Genomic DNA, 20,790 nt, shown 5'->3' with positions numbered 1-20,790 from the left:
CGTACGATGCGCGAATGACGTTTCGGCTGACGCTGGTCGCCGCCGCCCGAAGCTCATCCCGGCTCGGAGAGCGCTTCGGCGACGACCGGCCGCTGGATCCGGAGGGACGGCTCGCGGCAGAGCGGGCCGCGCCGATGCTGGTGCCGCTCGCCGCCGCGGAACTGCGCTACTGCTCGCCCTCGCCCCGCAGCCGCGAGACCGGGGACGCCCTCGGCTTCACTCCGCTCGTCCAACTCGCCCTGCGCGACTGCGACATGGGCCGCTGGTCGGGCCGTACGTTCGCGGATGTGATGGCCCGCGAGCCGCATGCGGTCGACGCCTGGCTCGCCGATCCCCGCTCGGCGCCGCACGGCGGCGAGTCGCTGCACATGTTCATCACCCGGGTGGGCGGCTGGCTGGACACCCGGCCGGCCGAGGACCATGGCAAGGTGGTCGCCGTCGCAGAACCCTGGGTAATCCGCGCGGCGATCATGTACGCGATCAAGGCCCCGCCGCACTGCTTCTGGAACGTCGACATCCACCCCCTCTCCACGGTCACCCTGACCGGCCGCGCGAGCCAGTGGCGGCTGCGGGTGGAGGGTGCCTACTAAGCGGTTACGGCGAAGTCAGGTGCTGATCCTTCTCGGCGTCCAAGCCCTCGGCCAGGCCGAACGGCGAGGGATCAGCGGCGAACTTCACCGCATCCGCTTAGCAGTCCTCGGTCAGCTCGTCGGCCAGCAGATCCATCAGCAGGCTGTCGTGCCAGGTGCCGTCCGGCCCGCGCTCGTAGGACCGCATGATTCCCACGGGCCGGAAGCCGACCTTGCGGTAGCAGCGGATGGCGGCGGCGTTGTCGGCGGCCGGGTCGATCACGACGCGGTGGTAGCCGTGGTCGTGGATCAGATGCCGGGCCAGGGTGCGGACGGCGTCCGTGCCCAGCCCCCGGCCGTGCAGCTCCGCGTCCAGATAGATATCGATACCGCAGTGCCGGTAGTCCGGGTCCGCCTCGGCCGACCACTGGATCATCCCGGCCACAGCGCCCTCGTGCACGATGGTCAGCTTCTCGGAGTCGGGCTCCGCCAGGTCCTCGGTCACCGCCGCCACCAGGTCGTGACCGCCCCGCCGCCGCGCGTACACCTCGGGCTTCTTGCGGATGGCGGCCAGGGCCGGGATGTCGGAGGGGTCGGTGGGGCGCAGCACCACGTACCGGCCCCGCAATGTCGTCCGCATGAACGGGCACGATCCCAGGAAAGCGGGGCCGGATACCAGGACTTTTCGGGGCGGCGCGGGACGGCGGACCGGCGCCGGGGCCCGAGCCCGCGGTGTGACGCAGATGCGGCGGGTTTCTTCCGAGGCCCCTTTCGAGAGGGGCCCGAATACGAGATATCTTGATGTCGAGCAATGTTGCAGACGTGGAGCGGAGCACCCGGTGACTGACTCGACCATCATCTATACGCACACCGACGAGGCCCCGGCCCTCGCGACGTATTCCTTCCTGCCTGTGGTCGAGGCGTACGCCTCGACGGCCGGGGTCACCGTGGAGAGCCGTGACATCTCGCTGGCGGGGCGGATCATCGCGAGCTTCCCCGAGCGCCTCGAGGAGGGCCAGCGGATCGATGACGCGCTCGCCGAGCTCGGTGAGCTGGCCAGGACCCCCGAGGCCAACATCATCAAGCTGCCGAACATCTCGGCGTCGATTCCGCAGCTGAAGGCCGCGATCGCCGAGCTCCAGCAGCAGGGCTACGCGCTGCCGGACTACCCGGACGACCCGAAGACCGACGAGGAGCGGGACATCCGCGCCCGTTACGACAAGGTCAAGGGCTCCGCCGTCAACCCGGTGCTGCGCGAGGGCAACTCCGACCGCCGCGCCCCCGCCTCGGTGAAGAACTACGCCAAGGCCCACCCGCACCGCATGGGCGCCTGGTCGTCCGACTCGAAGACCAATGTCACGCACATGGACACCGACGACTTCCGCTCCACCGAGAAGTCCGTGGTGATCCCCGAGGCCGGTTCGCTCCGTATCGAGCTGGCGGGCGACGACGGCTCCACCACCGTGCTGCGCGAGTCGGTGCCGGTGCTCGCGGGCGAGGTCGTGGACGCGTCCGTGATGCGGGTCGCGGCGCTGCGCGAGTTCCTCTCGGCGCAGGTCGCCCGCGCCAAGGCCGAGGGCGTGCTGTTCTCGCTGCACCTGAAGGCCACGATGATGAAGGTCTCCGACCCGATCGTCTTCGGCCACGCGGTACGCGCCTTCTTCCCCAAGACCTTCGCCGAGCACGGCGAGACGCTGGCCGCCGCCGGTCTGACCCCGAACGACGGTCTCGGCGGCATCCTCAAGGGCCTGGAGTCGCTGCCCGAGGGCCCGGCGATCAAGGCGTCCTTCGAGGCCGAGCTGGCCGAGGGCCCGGAGCTGGCGATGGTCGACTCCGACCGGGGCATCACCAATCTGCACGTCCCGAGCGATGTCATCGTCGACGCCTCCATGCCGGCCATGATCCGCACCTCCGGCCACATGTGGGGCCCGGACGGCGAGGAGGCCGACACCCTCGCGGTCATCCCGGACAGCAGCTACGCCGGCATCTACCAGGTCGTGATCGACGACTGCCGCGCCAACGGCGCCTTCGACCCGGCCACCATGGGCTCGGTGCCCAACGTGGGCCTGATGGCACAGAAGGCCGAGGAGTACGGCAGCCACGACAAGACCTTCGAGATCCCCACCACCGGCACCGTCCGCGTCGTGGACGAGGCCGGCGACGCGGTGCTGGAGCAGGTCGTCGGCGCCGGTGACATCTTCCGGATGTGCCAGACCAAGGACGTGCCGATCCGCGACTGGGTCAAGCTCGCCGTCACCCGCGCCCGCGCGACCGGCGACCCGGCCGTGTTCTGGCTCGACGAGGGCCGTGCGCACGACGCCAACCTGATCGAGAAGGTCAAGGCATACCTGCCCGAGCACGACACCGAGGGCCTGGACATCAGGATCATGTCGCCGGTCGAGGCGATCGCGTTCTCCCTGGAGCGGATCCGCCGCGGCGAGGACACGATCTCGGTCACCGGCAACGTCCTGCGTGACTACCTGACCGACCTCTTCCCGATCCTGGAGCTGGGCACCAGCGCCAAGATGCTCTCGGTGGTCCCGCTGATCAACGGCGGCGGCCTGTTCGAGACCGGCGCCGGCGGCTCCGCGCCCAAGCACGTCCAGCAGCTGGTCAAGGAGAACTACCTGCGCTGGGACAGCCTGGGCGAGTTCCTCGCGCTCGCGGTCAGCTTCGAGCACCTCGCCCAGAAGACGGGCAACGCCCGGGCCCAGGTGCTCGCCGACACCCTCGACCGCGCGACCGGCACCTTCCTCAACGAGAACAAGTCGCCGAGCCGTCGCGTCGGTGGCATCGACAACCGCGGCAGCCACTTCTACCTGGCCCTCTACTGGGCCCAGGAGCTGGCCAAGCAGACCGACGACGCGGACCTGGCCAAGGCCTTCGCCCCGCTCGCCGAGACGCTCACCGCCCAGGAGCAGAAGATCGTCGACGAGCTGATCGCCGTCCAGGGCAAGCCGGCCGACATCGGCGGCTACTACCAGCCCGACCCGGTCAAGGCCGCCGCCGTCATGCGCCCGTCCGCGACCCTCAACCAGGCCCTCGCGACGCTCGGCTGACGCGTCCGCCACAGCGCCCGTTCCGCCCCGGCCGGTTCCCACCGGCCGGGGCGGTGCCGTATCAGCAAGGCGTGGGATCGGCAGCCGCTCTTGCATCTCCCGCCACGGGAGGTTCCAGCATTGCCGCCGTGATCAGGAAAGACCACACCGGACGCCGGTCGGGCATCGGCGAGCCGGTGCGGCACGTGCAGGACGACACCCCCGTCGACGACCCGAGGGTGCGTGCCCTCGTCGGCCGCTGGGACGCACTGGGCGACCGCTTCCACGCCGCCGGCGCCGGCGCCGACGGCGAGCGGACCAGGGCCGCCGCCCGGGTGATGTGGCAGGAGACCAGCGAGGAGATCAGCCGAAGCCTGCCGTGGCCGGCGGACCGGATGCGCGAGCTGGTCGGCTACCTGGAGCGGGCCCGGCAGGCCGGGTAGGAAACGGTTGCATCAACCAATTCTATTTAGCGTGCAACCATTGACCCCCCTCACAAGTCCTTCACATGCAACACATCTTCTGTGCACTGTGAGGGGAATCTCTTGCGCAACCGCTCCGTCATCGCCGCCGGCGCCGTCGCGGCCGGCCTTCTGGCCGTCCTCGCCAACTCCGCGGCGCAGGCCGCCGAGTACCACTCGGCCCTGAAGATCCGTGGAGTCCAGTACGACGCGCCCGGCCGCGACTCCAACAGCTGCTCCTCCGGCAACACCAAGCAGGAGTACGTGACGATCAAGAACTACTCGTCCTCGGCGACCGTCAACCTCAAGGGCTACGTCGTCAAGGACGCCACGGGCAACCGCTTCGCGTTCACCGCGAACCACTACCTCCAGCCCGGTGACTACGTGAAGCTCCGCGGCGGCCACGGCACCGACTCGGACAGTGGCAACGTCGTCTACCGCGACAACTGCAACTTCCTGTGGAACAACGACCGCGACACGATTTACCTGTACAAGCCCTCCGGCAGCCGCTCGGACGTCCACGCCTACACCAAGAGCGCGAACGACCGCGACGGCGACGGCTACATCCGCTTCCACAGCTGATCGCCGCTACAAGCCCTCCAGCAGCCGCTCGGACGTCCACGCCTACACCAAGAGCGCGAACGACCGCGACGGCGGCGGCTACATCCGCTTCTACAGCCGATCGCCGCTGACCGCTGCTGACCCGGGCGCGCGGCCCCCACCTCCCGAGCGGAGGTGGGGGCCTTCTGCCGACGTCTGTGCAGAGAACAACACGGCAGTCGCCACCCTGGAGCCGGACCCCGAGCGCAGGAATGTGGGGAGGCGGACCGGCGCCCCATGGCGCAAGCTGCTGAGAGCGGTTGGCACCTGCCGACCACGTGTGTCAGCCGGCCGGACCCGGGAGGGCGAGCATGAGCGTGAGCGATGCGGCGCCGCTGTCAGGGTGCGCGGGGCTGGTGACCGGCGCCTCCAGCGGCATCGGGGCCGCCACTGCCCTCGCGCTGGCCCGGCAGGGCGCCGCTGTGGCGCTGGTGGCCCGCCGAACCCAGCGGTTGGAGGAACTGGCCACCGCGATCCGGGACCGGCGCGGCTCCTGCGTCGCCCTCACGGCCGACCTGCGTGACGCCGCGCAGGCCCGCCAGGCCGTCGAGGACGCCGCGAACCACTTCGCACGGCTGGACGTGCTGGTGAACAACGCCGGTTACGTGGCGATGGGCGAGTTCGCACGGATCGCCCCCGAGGACCTGGAACGGACGGTCGGCCTCAATCTCACGGCGGTCCTGCACATGACGCAGGCGGCGCTGCCGCACCTGCTGCGCGCGGCAGCGGAGGGCCCGCGCGGAATCGCCGACCTGGTGAACGTCAGCTCACTTGCGGGCCGGGTGGCGCGCCGGAACAACAGCGTGTACTCGGCGACGAAGCACGCCCTGGGCGCCTTCAGCGAAGCCCTGCGCCAGGAGGTCACCCGGCAGGGCATCCGGGTGGGGCTGGTGGAGCCGGGCATGACCACGACTGAGATGGCGACCGGGGCCGGTTCCGCCGCCGCCCGTGGCCTGCCGGAGGACATCTGGCTGCGCGCGGAGGACATCGCCCGCACGATCACCTTCATGGTCACTCAGCCCCGGCATGCTGCGATCAACGAGATAATGGTGCGCCCGACGGCCCAGGAGCACTGAGTCGATGTGGCCGGGTAGCCGGAGACCATCCGGCCAGCAGTAGCCCTGCCGCCGTATGCCATGCTGTGGCGGTTTCCGGAAGGGGAGGGTGAGATGACCGAGAAGTCGCTGACGCACAAGCAGGCGCTCGCCAAGGTGATCCAGGCACTGGGAGGCACCTGGGACACCGAACGTGCCGTACTGGCCCTACGAGTTGCCGGGTACCGACCGGCGGACGACGATGCCGCGGGCAAGGAGGCCCGCCGTAACCTCCGCGAGCTCGCCCAGGACGGTGTGATCGTGAGGCCGGATCCGGATCAGGCCGTGTACCGGCCGACGTAGTCGCCACCGCAGGACTCCGGCACTGACCCGTCAAGGGACGGCGGGCTCCTGGAAGCCGTTCGTGTGATGTGGGCGATGGCTGACGGGTGGCTGGTCAGCCACTCGCCGCAGACCCGCCTGCGGGGTGTGGTGCCGTCGCTGAACTCGGGGCGCACCTCCGCGACGAGCCTGTGGTCGCAGTCGCCGCGCGAGGCCATGGAACAGATCGCGTCGCCCTGTTGCTCAATGGCCGGTACGTACGGGTGGATCGACAGGATCGGAGAGCGCATCTCCCGCGCTGCTGCATGAGGCATGGCGCGGAGAGTGACAACGCGGCTTCGCCGACTTCTCACGTGCCGTGAGATGCCCGGTCGGCGGTCACGATTCGTCCTCGTCTTCCAGCTCGTTGACGAGCGGTACGAGGAGCGGGTGGACGGAGAAGCCGGACGCGGGGCCGGGGCCAGCGTCGTATTCGGCTTTCAGGACCTGGACGGCCGACTCCGGGATCTTTCCCAGGCTCCGGAGCAGGCCGGTAATGCGTGTGACCGGTTTGGTGAAGCCTCTCAGGGAGCGGCCTTCGGGGTACTGGCAGATGTCGTAGACGCTCTTCGCGTCCGCGACACCGTCCATCTCGGCGGCGTACTTGATGACGGCGACCCTGTCCTCGTAGTTCTCGTAGGTCAGCCGGTCGAAGAGTTCCTGGAGCGCGTCGTACATGAACTCGTGAACAGTACGGGATCTTGCCGCCACGCGGGGTGATCGGAAGTCGCATGACGCGTCGTCGCCGCCGAGTTGCGGGCGGCGGCCCGGCTGACCGAGGCACTTGGAGACCCGTTGCCGCGTCGGCGCCGTTAGCCTGTGGGTATGTCAGAGCGTGTCATGCCCGGTCGCACGGACGGCCTGATCACCCTGGGTGCCGCGGACGCTCTGTGGGTCGATCTGACGGCCGACAGTGCTGTGCCGACGGCTTCTGGGGCATTCACCTGCTCTCCTGCCCATGCCCGGCTGGGGTACGTCCTGCTCGGCGGCCATGTGGTGGCGACGGTGAGGGCGAGCGGCGGTCAGTGGAGTGTCCCGGAGGGTGAGGTGCGCCGGGCGGCCGCGGAACTGAACGCGGTGGGGATGGACCGGCAGGACCTGGTCCGCATCGGTCCGTTTCGTGGGGCGCCGAGGCAGGAGCGCGACGAGGAGACGCCGCTGCGTTGGCGCCGGCGCATCACGGGGGAACTGCAGGAGCTGGGCGGCCCCGAGCGGGCAGCACGACGTGACCTCGGCCGGCCGTACCATCTGGCGGGGATCGACTGGCGACAGATGCTCGTGGAGCAGACCCGCGACGGGACGCAGCGGACATGGTGGCTGCCGCGCGCCGTGGTCAGGCTGCTCGACGCGGCCGAGCACACCGAAGCGCAGTGGGTGCGAGCCGCGCGGACCCGCCGGGCAAGCGCAGCCGCCACCGAGCCGCCCTCCCACCCCCGGCGGGCCCGAGACGCCGACGGTCGGCAGACGACGAGCCCCGAGGGCCCCACCGCCTCACCGCGCCCGTACAACGCAGAGCTGGAAGGCCAGCTGTACTCGGTGCTCAGCAGGAAGCCGGGTACCTCCCGCAGGGTGGCCGGGTGGGCGTGCGCCGTCTGCCGCACTGCGCCCGCCGCAGTCCTCGACCACTGCCACGAACACGGCTACGTCCGCGCCCCCGTCTGCCAGTCCTGCAACACACTGGAACGTCCCGACCACCTGTACAGCAACGACATCCGGGTGGCGAACCGCTACACACGCCTCTTCCACACCGACACCGACGACTGGCTCCGCCACTGGCACCGCTGCCCCGGCTGCCGCGCACGCACCACCCTGCCCCTGCCGCACCTCGCCGCATGGACCGCCCACATAGCCTGCCGATCGTTGCGCCCGACCCACCGAGCCCCCCGCGGGCGCAAGCCCTGCGGTGTCCTGCGCGTGTCCTGGACGGGCAGTCAGAACGCCCCCCGTTCCTGCCTGCTCACTGTCGCCGTCGACTGCTGCCCCTCCGGCGAGCACCGTGTCCTGGCGCGAGTCCCCTACCGCGAAGCCGCCGAGCGGTTTCGCATCTGGTTGGCCGAGACGGCCCCTGCCGTGGCCGCCGCGGCCGGTCCTGACCGCTTGGACGGCCTCCCCGCCCAGTCCCGGCCAGTCATCGCGGACACCAGCGGCGAGGGCCTGGCACTGTTCTGAGCGGGCACCGGGAGACCTGACACCCCAACGTCACCCCGCAGCCGCAGGCCCCCGACACGGTCGCCCCGCACGCCCGGCGAAACGCGCGGCAGAATTCTTACCGGGACTCCTGCAGAAGACCCCAGCGTTCACACCAGGGGTGAACGCTCGATCCTCGCCAATGTCGGCCGGCTCAACTCCGCGCGCACGGCCAACTCCCGCTGGCTCAGCACCGCCCGCGCCCGCTCCCGTGCGACCCTTTCGCCGATCTCCTTCAGATGCATGCCCCCACACCTCCCCGTCCTGAACCAACGATGCCTCCTTGATTCAGGAAGGTGGTGCGCGCGCAGCCGCTTCATCCGAGGGTGGCGGAGTCGTCATCGATGTGAAGTTCGTTCACCCACTCTTGGGCTGCCGCGAGGTTCGGCGCGGTGCCGACCACCTGGTATACGAAATCGTCCCACTCCTCCAGCACCCGCGGCTCGTCCGGCCGGAGGTGACCGGCCCCGCCGTGGAAGGGCCGGTGGCGCCGGAAGATGTCCATCGGCGGGCGGCGCCGCTTGCTGTACGCGGACAGAGGGTCGTCGGCATCCATGCGTGGGACCGCGCGGGATGGCTGGTTTGGGGGTCCGGGTCGGCGGTGCTTGCCCATGCGCTCGATGGTCTCAGGCCGCGATCGTGGTCGGCCGGGCGGCCGCCAGATCCCGCGCCCGCGTCCGTACGTCCTCGACCTCAGCGGTCTCGTACGGCCGGGCGGCGTCCAGCAGCGTGTTGAGCCGGGAGCCGACGAGCGTGGAGTCGATGCGGGCGGCGTCGTCGAGCGCCTGGTGAGCTGCGGCGGCCCCCCGCTCGACTTCGCCCTCGCCGAACAGAGCCGCGGCCAAGCCGACGCGGTCCATGACCTTCACCCGCTCGAACCCGGGCCTCCTGAGCCTCAGCGCGTCCTCGAAGTGGACGCTCGCCACGCGGGGCCCCCGGTCGATCCCGGCGAGGTCGCGGGCAGAAACCGCGCGGGCGCCGGCGTGCTCGGCGGCGTCGAAGTAGTGCACCCACGTCGGAACGTCGTCGCCGAGGCCGTCCGCCAGGAGTTCGTCCGCCTGGCCTAGGTACTGCTCGGCCAGGCGCTCCTCGCCGAGGGCCGCGTGTACCCGGCCGGTCTGGGAGGCGCAGTCGAACCACTGACACGATCATTCCGGATGACTGATCGAGTGCCGGCACCCAGCCGCGTTCACCGATTAGCGGCCAGCACTGCCGCGAGGCCCTCTTGTAGGTCTTTGACGAAATACTCGGGGACCTCCAGCGACGGGAAATGTCCCCCGGTTTCGGGTGACCTCCAGCGGACGATCTGGCGGTACCGCTCCTGTGCCCAGGTGCGCGGGCTCTTCTCGATATCGCGGGGGTACATAGTGATCGCTGACGGGACGTCGACCCTGAGTTCGGGGTCAAGTGAGTTGTGGCTTTCGTAGTAAATGCGGGCCGACGATGCGCCGGTCCGCGTCAGCCAATACAGGGTGATGTCGTCAAGAATGCGGTCCCTGGAAATCGTCTCGAACGGGCTGTCTTCGGTGTCTGACCACTCGGCGAACTTGTCGAGGATCCAGGCAAGAAGCCCGACCGGTGAGTCGACGAGTGAGTAGCCGATGGTCTGCGGCCGGGTCGCCTGCTGCTTCGCGTACGCCGCGCGGTGGTGCCAGAAATCGTGGGTTTCCTCGGTCCACTGGTGCTCGACCACCGTCAGCCCGTCCGTCGTCAATCCGGGCGGCGCCTCCGCGAACGTGGTGTGGATGCCGAGAACGTGCGCCGGGAACCTGCCGCCGAGGACCGTGGTGATGTTGCCTCCCCAGTCGCCGCCGTGGGCTACGAACTTGCTGTAGCCGAGCCTTCCCATCAGTTCGACCCATGCGGCCGCGATCTTTTCGGTTCCCCACCCGGTGGTGGCCGGCTTGTCGCTGTATCCGAAGCCCGGCAGCGACGGGACCACGACGTGGAACGCCGGCGCGTCCGCATCCTTCGGATCCGCCAACTCCTCCACTACATCGGTGAACTCAGCAATGCTGCCCGGCCAGCCGTGCGTCAAGATCAGAGGAGTGGCATCCGCGCGCGCGGATCGGCGGTGCAGGAAGTGGATTCCCAGACCATCAATGGTCGTGCGGAACTGGCCGATCCGGTCAAGGCGCTCTTCGAAAGACCGCCAGTCATACCCGGTGCGCCAGTAGTTCACGACATCGACGAGGTCGGCGAGAGGAACGCCCTGCTCCCACCGGCGAGAGCCGGGCGCGGCGCCATGAACCGTCTCAGCCTCCGGCAGTCGCGCCGCGGCCAGTCGCACGCGCAGATCGTCGAGGTCGGCGTCAGTTGCGTGGGCTTCAAATGCTTGCACGTCGCTGGTCGGACGGGGCATGAGACCTCCTGGCTTCGTGGAACCGGCTAAGACGGTTCTAACAGTTCTCCGAGCCATGCCGCAACCAGCTAAGGTGGTTCCATGCGTGCTGGCTTCCCTGACTTCCGCCTCGGTTCGGTGCTGGCGACCAGCTTCACGGGGACTCTGTCGGAGCGTCATGGCGACGCCGTGGAGCGCATTCCCACGCCGCAGCGACTCGTCGACTGGCTGGCCGCGTATGGCCTCGCCGTGGACTCCTGCACCACCACCCAGCTCGACCTCGCCCGGGAACTGAGGGAGTCGATTCACGCCGCCGCGACAGCAGCCGCGATCCAGGACGCTCTCCCCGCACCTGCCGTCCACGTCATCAATAACCGAAGTGCTCAGGGTCGGGCCGCGCCCATCCTGACGCCCGAGGGCAAGCGGCAATGGCGGCTCAGCTCGGCTTCCTGCGTGGAAGACGCCCTCAGCGTGATCGCCGCCGACGCGATCAGCATCATCTCGGGCGAACGAGACGGAAAACTGGCCCTGTGCGCCTCACCGACCTGCCAAGCCGCCTTCTTCGACACCAGCCAAAGTCGCACCCGCAAATGGTGTGACATGAACACGTGCGGCAATCGTCAGAAGAAAGCGCGCTTCAATGCCAACCAGCGCAAAAAACCCAGATCAGCGGAGTGATCGTTACTGGACGGTGAAGGGCAGGAACCCGAAACGTCTGTGGGTCCTGGACGCGGACCTGTCGGCGGCGTTCGACCGCATCGACCATGACCACCTCATGACCATGCTCGGCAAGTTCCCCGCCAGGGGCCTGATCCGCGGCTGGCTGAAGGCGGGCGTGATCGACCGCGAGATGGCGGCACGGATGAGCGGAACAACCTTCGCCTCGTGCACTCCGAATGCCACCGCCGGCATCACGCTGGCGACGGCAAAAGGACCAGATAACCCTGCTGACCTGCGAAGCCCATGGGGCTTGCTTGAGCCGGATGCGGGGAAAGCTCGCACGTCCGGTTCTGAGGGGGCCGGGGATCAGCAATGGTCTCCGGCTACCCGACCACACCTGACCATCGAGCGAATCATGCCCTCCTTTGCATAAAACTGCCGTGCATCGTATAGTCATGCCATACCCAAGGAGGATGGCGATGGCAGTACGTGCCGCGGTGGCAGGAGCGAGCGGATACGCGGGCGGCGAGCTGCTGCGTCTGCTGCTCGCGCATCCCGAGGTGGAGATCGGCAGGCTGACCGGCAACTCCAACGCCGGACAGTCCCTGGGGGCCCTGCAGCCCCACCTCCTCCCGCTGGCCGACCGGGTGCTGGAGCCGACCGGCGCCGAGGCGCTGGCCGGGCATGATGTGGTCTTCCTCGCGCTGCCGCACGGGCAGTCCGCCGCCGTCGCCGAGCAGCTCGGCGACGGGGTGCTGGTGGTCGACTGCGGCGCCGACTTCCGGCTGGCGGACCCGGCGGACTGGGAGAAGTTCTACGGTTCGCCGCACGCGGGCACCTGGCCCTACGGCCTCCCCGAGCTGCCCGGGGCCCGCGCCACGCTGGCGGGGGCGCGCCGCGTCGCGGTCCCGGGCTGCTATCCCACCGCCGTCTCGCTCGCGCTCTTCCCGGCGTACGCCGCGGGGCTGGTCGAGCCCGAGGCCGTGATCGTCGCCGCCTCCGGGACCTCCGGCGCGGGCAAAGCGCCCAAGCCGCATCTGCTCGGCAGCGAGGTCATGGGCTCCATGAGCCCGTACGGCGTGGGCGGTGGCCACCGGCACACCCCGGAGATGATCCAGAACCTGTCGGCCGCGGCGGGGGAGCGGGTCTCGGTCTCCTTCACCCCGACGCTGGCCCCGATGCCCCGCGGCATCCTGGCCACCTGCAGCGCCAAGGCAAGGCCCGGGGTGACGTATGAGACCCTGCGGGCCGCCTACGACAAGGCGCTCCGGGACGAGCCCTTCGTACGGCTGCTCCCCGAGGGGCAGTGGCCCTCCACCGCCGCCGTGTACGGATCCAACGCCGCGCTGCTCCAGGTCGCCCATGACGAGGCGGCCGGCCGCGCCATCGTGATCAGCGCCATCGACAACCTCACCAAGGGCACCGCGGGCGGCGCGGTGCAGAGCATGAACATCGCCCTCGGTCTCCCCGAGGAGCTGGGACTTTTCACGATCGGAGTCGCTCCATGAGCGTTACGGCAGCCCAGGGCTTCACGGCCTCCGGCGTCGCGGCAGGGATCAAGGAGAACGGGAACCCCGATCTCGCACTCGTCGTCAACAACGGCCCCCGCCTGGCAGCCGCGGGCGTCTTCACCTCCAACCGCGTCAAGGCCGCTCCCGTCCTCTGGTCCGAGCAGGTGCTGAAGGGCGGTCAGGTCTCCGCCGTCGTCCTCAACTCCGGTGGCGCCAATGCCTGTACGGGCGCCCTCGGCTTCCAGGACACCCACGCGACCGCCGAGAAGGTCGCCGACGTCCTCGGGCACAGCGCGGGCGAGGTCGCCGTCGCCTCCACCGGGCTCATCGGCCTCCGGCTGCCCATGGACGCCGTGCTGTCCGGTGTGGACAAGGCCGCCGCCGCACTCTCCCCGCACGGCGGCGAGAAGGCCGCCGTCGCCATCAAGACCACCGACACCGTACACAAGACGGCCGTCGCGACCGGCCCCGACGGCTCCTGGACCGTCGGCGGTATGGCCAAGGGCGCGGGCATGCTGGCCCCGGGCCTGGCCACCATGCTCGTCGTCCTCACCACCGACGCCGAGGTGGATGCCCCGGAGCTGGACGCCGCGCTGCGCGCCGCCACCCGGACCACCTTCGACCGGGTCGACTCCGATGGCTGCATGTCCACCAACGACACCGTGCTGCTGCTCGCCTCCGGCGCCTCCGGGGTCGCCCCCGCCCACGCCGAGTTCGCCGAGGCGGTGCGCACCGTCTGCGCCGACCTCGCGCGCCAGCTGATCGGGGACGCCGAGGGCGCCTCCAAGGACATCCGGATCGAGGTCATCGGCGCGGCCACCGAGGACGACGCCGTCGAGGTCGGCCGCTCCATCGCCCGTAACAACCTGCTCAAGTGCGCCATCCACGGCGAGGACCCCAACTGGGGCCGGGTGCTCTCCGCGATCGGCACCACCTCCGCCGCCTTCGAGCCGGACCAGCTCAATGTGGCGATCAATGACGTGTGGGTGTGCAAAAGCGGTTCCGTCGGCGAGGACCGCGAGCTCGTCGACATGCGCTACCGGGAGGTGCGGATCACCGCCGACCTCTCCGCGGGCAGCGAGTCGGCCGTCATCTGGGCCAACGACCTGACCGCCGACTACGTCCACGAGAACAGCGCGTACTCCTCATGAGCCTGCCGACCGCCCGTAAACACACCGCCCTGCCCAAGGCCCGCACCCTCATCGAGGCGCTGCCCTGGCTCACTCGTCACCACGGCAAGACCGTCGTGATCAAGTTCGGCGGCAACGCCATGGTCGACGAGGACCTGAAGGCCGCCTTCGCCCAGGACGTGGTCTTCCTGCGCCACGCCGGGCTGCGCCCCGTCGTCGTGCACGGCGGCGGCCCGCAGATCAGCGCGCAGCTCGACCGGCTCGGGCTGGTCTCGGAGTTCAAGGCCGGGCTGCGGGTCACCTCGCCCGAGGCGATGGACGTCGTACGGATGGTGCTGGCCGGCCAGGTCCAGCGCGAACTCGTCGGCCTGCTCAACCAGCACGGCCCGCTGGCCGTCGGCATGACCGGCGAGGACGCGCACACCATGACCGCCACCAAGCGCTACGCCGACATCGACGGCGCCCGCGTGGACATCGGCCGGGTCGGCGAGATCACCGAGATCGACCCCGGCGCCGTTCAGGCGCTGCTGGACGACGGCCGGATCCCGGTCGTCTCCTCCATCGCGCGCAGCGCCGACGACGGCCACGTCTACAACATCAACGCGGATACGGCGGCCGCCGCGCTCGCGGCCGCGCTGAAGGCCGAGACGCTGATGGTCCTCACCGATGTCGAGGGCCTCTACGCGGACTGGCCCAACAGCGACGAGGTGATCAGCCAGCTCACCGCGAGCGAGCTGGAGAAGCTGCTGCCCGATCTGGCCAGCGGCATGGTCCCCAAGATGGAGGGTTGTTTGTACGCCGTACGCAACGGCGTCACCACCGCCCGCGTGCTCGACGGGCGGGTGCAGCACTCCATCCTGCTGGAGATCTTCACCGACGAGGGCATCGGCACGATGGTCCTGCCGGACAAGGACAAGGACAAGGACAAGGATCAGAACGGCACGACGGACGAGGGGGCGGAGCGGTGAGCAACACCGAGCTGACGACGCGCTGGCAGGGCGCGCTCATGGACAACTACGGCACCCCCCGGCTGCCGCTCACCCACGGGGAGGGCGCCAGGGTCTGGGACGCGGACGGCAAGCGGTACCTCGACTTCGTCAGCGGCATCGCCGTCAACTCCCTCGGCCACGCCCACCCCGCCGTCGTACGGGCCGTGTCCGACCAGATCGCCACCCTCGGGCATGTCTCCAACCTGTTCCTCGCCGAGCCCCCGGTCGCCCTCGCCGAGCGGCTGCTCCAGCTCTTCGGCCGCACCGGACGCGTCTACTTCTCCAACTCCGGCGCGGAGGCGGTCGAGGCCGCCTTCAAGATCGGCCGGCGGACAGGCCGCACCCATATGGTGGCCACCACCGGCGGCTTCCACGGCCGCACCATGGGCGCCCTCGCGTTGACCGGCCAGCCCGCCAAGCAGGATCCCTTCCGGCCGCTGCCCGGCGAAGTCACCCACGTCCCGTACGGCGACGCCGAGGCGCTGCGCGCGGCCGTCACCACCGACACCGCCCTCCTCATCCTGGAGCCGGTCCAGGGCGAGAACGGGGTCATCGTGCCCCCGGCCGGCTATCTGGCGGAGGCCCGCGAGATCACCCGGGCCACCGGAACCCTGCTGGTCCTCGACGAGATCCAGACCGGCATCGGCCGTACCGGCCACTGGTTCGAGCACCAGGCCCAGGGCGTCGAACCCGATGTCGTCACCCTCGCCAAGGGGCTCGGCGGCGGGCTGCCCATCGGCGCCACCGTCGCCTTCGGCCCCGCCGCCGAACTGCTCACCCCAGGTCAGCACGGTTCCACCTTCGGCGGAAACCCCGTCGCGTGCGCCGCCGCCCTGGCCGTTCTCGACACCATCGCCGCCGACGGCATCCTCGACCGGGTCAAGCGGTCGGGGGAGCGGTTGCGTGAGGGAATCGAGTCGCTCGGCCACGCGTTGATCTCCCGGGTCCGCGGTGCCGGGCTGCTGCTCGGTATCGTGCTGGCAGAGTCCCTCGCGCCGCAGGTGCAGCAGGCGGCTCAGGACGCGGGACTCCTGGTGAACGCGGTCGCTCCGGATGTCATCCGGCTCGCCCCGCCGCTCATCATCGGCGACGACGAGGTGGACACCTTCCTCGGGGCGCTCCCCGCGGTCCTGGACGCCGTTCATGAGGGCCACGGGGAACGACGATCCGGAGACTGACGACACCGATGACCGAGGCGCAGCACACCGAGGCCACGCAGGACGCCGAAGCGCACCACGGCGGACCGGCCGTGCCGCAGACCCGCACCGCCCGCCACCGCCGGATCGTGGACATCCTCAACCGGCAACCGGTCCGCTCCCAGAGCCAGCTCGCGAAGCTCCTCGCCGACGACGGACTCTCCGTCACCCAGGCGACGCTCTCCCGCGACCTCGACGAACTGGGCGCGGTGAAGATCCGTAACACAGGCGGCGAGCTGATCTACGCGGTGCCCAGCGAGGGCGGCGACCGCACCCCCCGCGCCCCGCTCGGCGAATCGGCGAGCGAGGCGCGGATGGGGCGGCTGGCGGGCGAACTCCTGATCTCGGCCGAGGCATCGGCCAACCTCGTGGTGCTGCGCACCCCGCCGGGCGCAGCCCAGTTCCTCGCCTCGGCCATCGACTCGGCCGAGCTGCACGACATCCTCGGCACCATCGCGGGCGACGACACGCTGCTGCTGATCAGCCGCGACCCGGCGGGCGGCCAGGCTCTCGCCGACCACCTCCTGCGCCTGGCCCAGAAGGCCCGCTGACGCCTCGGCGGCGGGCGACGGCCCCGCTCTCGCCCGGCCCCCGGCCCAGGCTCCTGGGCTCCGAGGGGCGCCCGGGGGTGGGGCAGCCGCGGGGCAGCCGCGGGGCAGCCGCGGGGCTGGAGCCCGTCGTCGTGTGCTGCGAGCCCCGGGTTCCGTAGGACGGCCGCTACACCGAAGACATCGGACTAGGTGCTGAGCGGCGGCAGCGGCAGCGGAAGCCCCGGGAGACCGTCGATGCTGCTGGCGATGTGCTCCTTCTTGTGGAAGTAGCGGTCCAGCGTCTCGTCGTCCTCCCGCCGGAAGCGATCGCCGTGCAGGGTGCGCTCCTCGCGGTAGTCCATGAACGGGACCGCGTAACCGCAGGTGTCCCGGATCAGCTCGGCCGTCACCACGATGACCGCCCGCAGCCCGTGCGCGTCGATGTCGACGTCGGGGAAGTGCTTCAGCAGCTCCGCGAACCGCGGATCGTCACGGAACACCGGCTCGCCCCGGCCATGGACGCGCACGATGTTCGGCGGGCCGTCGAAGGCGCACCACATCAGAGTGATCCTTCCGTTCTCCCGCAGATGGGCGATGGTCTCCGCGTTGCTCCCGGCGAAGTCCAGGTATGCCATGGTCAGTTCGTCGAGTACGGCGAAGGAACCGGCCAGCCCCTTCGGGGAGAGATTCACGGTGCCGTCCCCGGCCAGCGGGGCGGTGGCCGTGAAGAAGATCTTCTGCTGTTCGATGAAGCCACGCAGCCTGCCGTCGATACGTTCGTACACCTTTCCCATGTGGCGGATTATCCGCCGGGGTGGCAGTGGAAGCGATGTTTCCATGGGGATATGGCCGACAGGAAAGATCGCGCGAAGGGTCCCGGCATCCGGGTCCGCCGGGTGTACGAGGCACCGGAACCGGACGACGGCACCCGTGTCCTCGTGGACCGGGTCTGGCCGCGCGGCCTCGCGAAAGCCGACGCCCACCTGGACGAATGGCTCAAGGCCGCGGCCCCCTCGACCGAGCTGCGGCGCTGGTACGGGCATGATCCTGAGCGCTTCGCCGAGTTCGCCCGGCGCTACCGCGCGGAACTGGCCGAACCGGAACGCCGCGAGGCCGTCGACCACCTGCGGGAGCTCGCCGCGGCCGGTCCGCTCACCCTGCTCACGGCGGTGAAGGAGCTCGACTACGGCCACGCGGGCCTGCTCGCGGACGCGGTCCGCGGCCACCGGTAGCCCCGGCGAGACCGTGCGCGGCTGTTGGCGGGGCCCGGGGGGCGGGTGTATGCGGCCGTCGGTGAGCCGGTGAGCCGGTGAGTCGGTGCGCGCGGTATCGGCGTCGGCGGAATCGTGGGCGGCAACGGGCACGCCCAGGCATCCGTACGGGGCCACCGGTACGTATCGCCACAGCCCGGTGCCGCTTGCCATCGCCGTACCGCGCCGCAGGCTACACGCACAGCTCCGCCGAATAGCGTGCGAAACCGCTGGTGTGCCAGGTGTCCCCCTCGGCGGTGACGACGAACGCCTCCGCCCCCGCCAGCCGCTGCAGCCACGGCCGGGCCCGCGCGGCGCCCATCGCACAGGCCGCCGTGGCCCACGCGTCCGCCTCCACCAGGCTCGTGGCGATCACCGTGACCGAGGCCAGGCCATCCGCCGGGGGCAGTCCGGTGCGCGGGTCCAGGATGTGGCAGCCCCGCTCGGCCGGGCCCGAGGTGGCCACCGCCAGCTCGCCGTGCGCCTCCACCACCGCGGCCAGCTCATCGGGGCGCAGGGGATCGGCGATCCCCACCCGCCATGGGCCGCCGTGCACCTGGACATCGCCGCCGCCGTTCACACACACCGACCCGGCGCCCGCCGAGACCAGCATCCGCGCGGCGCGCTCCACCGCCCATCCCTTGACCAGGCCGGTCGGATCCGGCGCCGCGCCGGCGTAGCGCGCGGTGAACCAGCCGCCACTGCGGTACTCGGCCTCCTCGCACAGCCGCAGCACATCCCGGACCTCCGGATCGCACCCCGACAGCGTCAGCTCACCGCGCCCCAGCCGACTGATCTGGCTGTCCGGGCGGTACGTGGAGAACAGCTCGTCCACCCGGTGCAGCCCGACCACGGCCCCGTCCAGCGCGGCCAGCACCCGGAGCCGGCCCGCGGCGGGCACCTCGCGCACATCGAAGGAGAAGACCGTGCCCATGACGTGCTCGACATGGCGCAGCGGCTCGGGCTCGGGCTCGGGCTTGTAGGACGTCATTTGACACCCGCCTTGTCGAGAGCGCTCTGCAGGGACTTGGCGTAGCCCTCACTGGTGTAGGTGGCGCCGGAGACGGTGTCGACCTTCGCGGCCGTTACCGCCTGCTGGTTGAGCTTGGGAACGGCGTCCTTGGCGATCTGCACGCTCTGTGGGCCGGAGTCAGGGGTCTTGACGGCCTGCGCGGCGGTGACCTTCCCGCCCGCGACGGTGAGGCTCACCTGGACCGGGCCGTACTGCGTCTGGGCGGTGTCACCGACGACGGTCTGTGCGCCCGCGTTGGCGCCCGCACCGCCCGCACCGCCCGCACCGCCCGCACCGCCCGCACCACCCGCATCACCCCGACCACCGGCCGCCGGTGGTGCCGTGGCCGCGACGGGCGGCGCCTGCCCCGGCTGGTTCTGTGCGACCGCCTGGCCGCCGCCCGAGCCGGGCTGTTTCAACGCGAGCAGCAGTACCACACCGGATACGGTCGCGGCCGTGCCCAGGATGATGCGGCGCAGCGGATGGGTCCTCTTCATGGCTCACCTCGGTCACAGCTCGAAGGATTCGTGGTGGATACGGCGGTCCGGGACCCCCGCCTCGCTCAGTGCCTCGTAGGCGTGCTCGGTCAGGCCCGGCGGCCCGCACAGATACACGTCGTGCTCGTCGATATCGGGCAGGAGCTGGCGCAGCCGCTCCGCGGTGATCTCCGGCCGGGCGCCGTCGGGGCCGTTCACGGCGTACAGCAGCCGGGCCTCACGCTCGTTCGCGATCTGCTTCAGCTCCTCCCACAGCGCCAGGTCCTCGACGCTGCGGGCGCGATACAGCAAGGTGAGATCGCCGCCCTTGCCGGGCAGCGTCTCGAACAGGGCCCGGATCGGGGTGATTCCGGCGCCACCGGCGATCATCAGCACCTTCCCCTGGCTGCGCCGCGCCGCGGTCATCGCCCCGTACGGCCCCTCCGCCCACACCCGCGTTCCCGGCTTCAGCGACGCGAGCCCCGAACTGTGGCCGCCCACCGCCTTCACCGTGATCCGCAGCAGCTCGGGCCGGGGCGGCGCGGACAGCGAGTACGGATGGGAACCCCACCGCAGCCCCGGCGCCAGGAACCGCCACCGGAAGAACTGCCCCGCCTCGGCTCCGATACGGTGCAGCCGTCGCCCCTTGATCAGCACCGACACCATCCCGGGCGCCTCTTGAACGACGGCCTCCACCCGCATCCGGTGCCGCAGATTCATCCGCAGCGGCACCAGCAGCCGGTACCAGACCGCCAGCGCGGTGACCGTGCCGTAGAGCACGTACCAGGCCGTCTGCGCCGTCTTGTCGCCCACGAACTCCGCGCCGGTGGACAGCTGATGCCAGAACGTCAGGAAGACCGCGAGGTAGGTGAGCAGATGCAGGTAGTACCACACCTCGTACGAGATCCGGCGGCGCACCATCCCGGCGGAGATCAGCCCGATCACCACCAGCGCCCCGGTGCCGATCGCCGCGTCGACCATGTCCGGGTAGTCCATCACCACGGACACCAACTGGTCGATGAAGCCGGCGCCGGCCTGCTCCGCGTACCCCGCGATGATCAGGGCCACATGCGCCACGATCAGACACAGCGCGTACCGCCCGCTCATCGCGTGCCACCGCGCCACCCGATCCGACCCCACCCGCCGCTCCAGCGCGGGCACCCGCGCCATCTGCAGCACGACCAGCGCCAGCACATACCCACCGAGCAGCCCACTGAGCCGCCCGGCCCCGGTGAGCCACTGGGTGGTGCCCTCCACGTTCGGGGTGTTCTGCCACCACAACGACATCACTGCCGCGGCCCCCGCCCAGCTCAGCACGATCAGCGGCACGGCGGGCGAACGGCGCGGCTGTATGTCGCGCATGGCCTGCCGCCGTCCGGCCCGGCTGTTGAGTAGCGTCGTCACGGCCCTGTCCCCTTGTCCCCT

At 70.4% G+C, this 20,790-nt stretch carries 26 protein-coding genes and 1 pseudogene; 16 read left to right on the top strand and 11 right to left on the bottom strand.

The annotated features are described in order from the left end of the window. The first annotated feature begins 14 nt into the window (after window positions 1-14). A complete protein-coding gene (locus ABZU99_RS07595; RefSeq protein WP_355940926.1) occupies window positions 15-590 on the top strand; it encodes a histidine phosphatase family protein in 576 nt (191 codons plus the stop codon). A 97-nt stretch (window positions 591-687) separates the two neighbouring features. On the opposite strand, the gene ABZU99_RS07590 is transcribed toward ABZU99_RS07595, so the two are convergent. Then, window positions 688-1,209: a GNAT family protein gene (locus ABZU99_RS07590; RefSeq protein ID WP_356043739.1), complete on the bottom strand. Its 522-nt coding sequence runs from the start codon at window positions 1,207-1,209 to the stop codon at window positions 688-690. A gap of 199 nt (window positions 1,210-1,408) precedes the next feature. Between ABZU99_RS07590 and ABZU99_RS07585 the strand changes: the two genes are divergently transcribed. The 6 genes and pseudogenes from ABZU99_RS07585 to ABZU99_RS07560 all read left to right on the top strand — a co-directional run bounded on the left by ABZU99_RS07585 (window position 1,409) and on the right by ABZU99_RS07560 (window position 6,065). Continuing rightward, window positions 1,409-3,628: an NADP-dependent isocitrate dehydrogenase gene (locus tag ABZU99_RS07585; RefSeq protein WP_355940933.1), complete on the top strand. Its 2,220-nt coding sequence runs from the start codon at window positions 1,409-1,411 to the stop codon at window positions 3,626-3,628. 128 nt (window positions 3,629-3,756) lie between these two features. Next, on the top strand, window positions 3,757-4,050 hold the full coding sequence (locus ABZU99_RS07580; RefSeq protein ID WP_356043736.1) for a hypothetical protein: 294 nt from the start codon (window positions 3,757-3,759) through the stop codon (window positions 4,048-4,050). A gap of 102 nt (window positions 4,051-4,152) precedes the next feature. After that, a complete protein-coding gene (locus tag ABZU99_RS07575) occupies window positions 4,153-4,650 on the top strand; it encodes a lamin tail domain-containing protein (protein ID WP_356043733.1) in 498 nt (165 codons plus the stop codon). 7 nt (window positions 4,651-4,657) lie between these two features. Continuing rightward, window positions 4,658-4,744, top strand: a pseudogene (locus ABZU99_RS07570) (lamin tail domain-containing protein); the annotation flags it as partial. A 235-nt stretch (window positions 4,745-4,979) separates the two neighbouring features. Further along, a complete protein-coding gene (locus ABZU99_RS07565; protein WP_355940941.1) occupies window positions 4,980-5,744 on the top strand; it encodes an SDR family oxidoreductase in 765 nt (254 codons plus the stop codon). A gap of 93 nt (window positions 5,745-5,837) precedes the next feature. Then, the gene (locus ABZU99_RS07560; protein ID WP_355854312.1) at window positions 5,838-6,065 is read left to right on the top strand and encodes a hypothetical protein; all 228 of its coding nucleotides are present in this window, start codon (window positions 5,838-5,840) and stop codon (window positions 6,063-6,065) included. Here the strand turns inward: ABZU99_RS07560 and ABZU99_RS07555 are convergent. Next, window positions 6,041-6,358 carry a hypothetical protein gene (locus ABZU99_RS07555; protein WP_356043729.1) on the bottom strand — a complete coding sequence of 106 codons (318 nt, stop codon included), beginning with the start codon at window positions 6,356-6,358 and terminating at the stop codon, window positions 6,041-6,043. The genes ABZU99_RS07560 and ABZU99_RS07555 overlap by 25 nt on opposite strands. 64 nt (window positions 6,359-6,422) lie before the next feature. Next, window positions 6,423-6,761: a hypothetical protein gene (locus ABZU99_RS07550; protein WP_356043726.1), complete on the bottom strand. Its 339-nt coding sequence runs from the start codon at window positions 6,759-6,761 to the stop codon at window positions 6,423-6,425. A gap of 147 nt (window positions 6,762-6,908) precedes the next feature. Here ABZU99_RS07550 and ABZU99_RS07545 point away from each other — a divergent pair, with 147 nt between their 5' ends. Next, complete coding sequence (locus tag ABZU99_RS07545) at window positions 6,909-8,252, top strand: endonuclease domain-containing protein (protein WP_356043723.1); 1,344 nt, start codon at window positions 6,909-6,911, stop codon at window positions 8,250-8,252. 128 nt (window positions 8,253-8,380) lie between these two features. Here ABZU99_RS07545 and ABZU99_RS07540 read toward each other — a convergent pair whose 3' ends face one another. The 4 genes from ABZU99_RS07540 to ABZU99_RS07525 form a co-directional block, all read right to left on the bottom strand. Next, the gene (locus tag ABZU99_RS07540) at window positions 8,381-8,515 is read right to left on the bottom strand and encodes a helix-turn-helix domain-containing protein (protein ID WP_355940952.1); all 135 of its coding nucleotides are present in this window, start codon (window positions 8,513-8,515) and stop codon (window positions 8,381-8,383) included. Window positions 8,516-8,586: 71 nt separating this feature from the next. After that, window positions 8,587-8,826, bottom strand: a complete 240-nt coding sequence (locus tag ABZU99_RS07535) for a DUF6087 family protein (protein WP_356043720.1) — start codon at window positions 8,824-8,826, stop codon at window positions 8,587-8,589. A 70-nt stretch (window positions 8,827-8,896) separates the two neighbouring features. Then, window positions 8,897-9,280, bottom strand: coding sequence for a hypothetical protein (locus tag ABZU99_RS07530; RefSeq protein ID WP_356043718.1), 384 nt, complete (start codon window positions 9,278-9,280; stop codon window positions 8,897-8,899). 179 nt (window positions 9,281-9,459) lie between these two features. Continuing rightward, entirely contained in the window at window positions 9,460-10,632 is a 1,173-nt protein-coding gene (locus ABZU99_RS07525) for an epoxide hydrolase (protein WP_356043715.1), read from the bottom strand. An 81-nt stretch (window positions 10,633-10,713) separates the two neighbouring features. Between ABZU99_RS07525 and ABZU99_RS07520 the strand changes: the two genes are divergently transcribed. The 7 genes from ABZU99_RS07520 (at window position 10,714) to ABZU99_RS07490 (ending at window position 16,648) form a co-directional block, all read left to right on the top strand. Beyond that, window positions 10,714-11,289: a CGNR zinc finger domain-containing protein gene (locus ABZU99_RS07520; protein ID WP_356043712.1), complete on the top strand. Its 576-nt coding sequence runs from the start codon at window positions 10,714-10,716 to the stop codon at window positions 11,287-11,289. Between the two features lie 141 nt (window positions 11,290-11,430). After that, on the top strand, window positions 11,431-11,553 hold the full coding sequence (locus tag ABZU99_RS07515; RefSeq protein ID WP_356043892.1) for an HNH endonuclease: 123 nt from the start codon (window positions 11,431-11,433) through the stop codon (window positions 11,551-11,553). Between the two features lie 197 nt (window positions 11,554-11,750). Continuing rightward, entirely contained in the window at window positions 11,751-12,779 is a 1,029-nt protein-coding gene (gene argC, locus ABZU99_RS07510; RefSeq protein ID WP_356043709.1) for an N-acetyl-gamma-glutamyl-phosphate reductase, read from the top strand. Continuing rightward, window positions 12,776-13,933 carry a bifunctional glutamate N-acetyltransferase/amino-acid acetyltransferase ArgJ gene (gene argJ, locus ABZU99_RS07505; RefSeq protein WP_355940968.1) on the top strand — a complete coding sequence of 386 codons (1,158 nt, stop codon included), beginning with the start codon at window positions 12,776-12,778 and terminating at the stop codon, window positions 13,931-13,933. Before argC ends, argJ begins: the two co-directional genes overlap by 4 nt. After that, window positions 13,930-14,880, top strand: coding sequence for an acetylglutamate kinase (gene argB, locus ABZU99_RS07500; RefSeq protein WP_356043707.1), 951 nt, complete (start codon window positions 13,930-13,932; stop codon window positions 14,878-14,880). Before argJ ends, argB begins: the two co-directional genes overlap by 4 nt. Beyond that, window positions 14,877-16,079: an acetylornithine transaminase gene (locus ABZU99_RS07495; RefSeq protein WP_356043704.1), complete on the top strand. Its 1,203-nt coding sequence runs from the start codon at window positions 14,877-14,879 to the stop codon at window positions 16,077-16,079. Before argB ends, ABZU99_RS07495 begins: the two co-directional genes overlap by 4 nt. Window positions 16,080-16,087: 8 nt before the next feature. Next, window positions 16,088-16,648 (top strand): arginine repressor, encoded by a 561-nt coding sequence (locus ABZU99_RS07490; RefSeq protein WP_355940977.1) that lies wholly within the window; start codon window positions 16,088-16,090, stop codon window positions 16,646-16,648. A gap of 185 nt (window positions 16,649-16,833) precedes the next feature. Here ABZU99_RS07490 and ABZU99_RS07485 read toward each other — a convergent pair whose 3' ends face one another. After that, window positions 16,834-17,421: a pyridoxamine 5'-phosphate oxidase family protein gene (locus tag ABZU99_RS07485; RefSeq protein ID WP_356043701.1), complete on the bottom strand. Its 588-nt coding sequence runs from the start codon at window positions 17,419-17,421 to the stop codon at window positions 16,834-16,836. A gap of 51 nt (window positions 17,422-17,472) precedes the next feature. Here ABZU99_RS07485 and ABZU99_RS07480 point away from each other — a divergent pair, with 51 nt between their 5' ends. Beyond that, window positions 17,473-17,859 (top strand): DUF488 family protein, encoded by a 387-nt coding sequence (locus ABZU99_RS07480; protein WP_355940983.1) that lies wholly within the window; start codon window positions 17,473-17,475, stop codon window positions 17,857-17,859. 211 nt (window positions 17,860-18,070) lie between these two features. Here the strand turns inward: ABZU99_RS07480 and ABZU99_RS07475 are convergent, their stop codons facing one another. From ABZU99_RS07475 to ABZU99_RS07465, 3 genes are read right to left on the bottom strand one after another with little or no spacing between them, the layout of a single operon-like run. After that, window positions 18,071-18,868, bottom strand: a complete 798-nt coding sequence (locus tag ABZU99_RS07475) for an FAD:protein FMN transferase (RefSeq protein WP_356043698.1) — start codon at window positions 18,866-18,868, stop codon at window positions 18,071-18,073. Next, the gene (locus tag ABZU99_RS07470; RefSeq protein WP_356043695.1) at window positions 18,865-19,386 is read right to left on the bottom strand and encodes an FMN-binding protein; all 522 of its coding nucleotides are present in this window, start codon (window positions 19,384-19,386) and stop codon (window positions 18,865-18,867) included. Before ABZU99_RS07470 ends, ABZU99_RS07475 begins: the two co-directional genes overlap by 4 nt. 12 nt (window positions 19,387-19,398) lie before the next feature. After that, window positions 19,399-20,727 carry a ferredoxin reductase family protein gene (locus tag ABZU99_RS07465; RefSeq protein ID WP_355941536.1) on the bottom strand — a complete coding sequence of 443 codons (1,329 nt, stop codon included), beginning with the start codon at window positions 20,725-20,727 and terminating at the stop codon, window positions 19,399-19,401. Window positions 20,728-20,790: the final 63 nt, after the last annotated feature.

Origin of the sequence: Streptomyces sp. NPDC005266, from assembly GCF_040607655.1 — a bacterium.
GTDB lineage: Bacteria > Actinomycetota > Actinomycetes > Streptomycetales > Streptomycetaceae > Streptomyces.
This window is presented reverse-complemented; position numbering and strand designations above follow the sequence as displayed.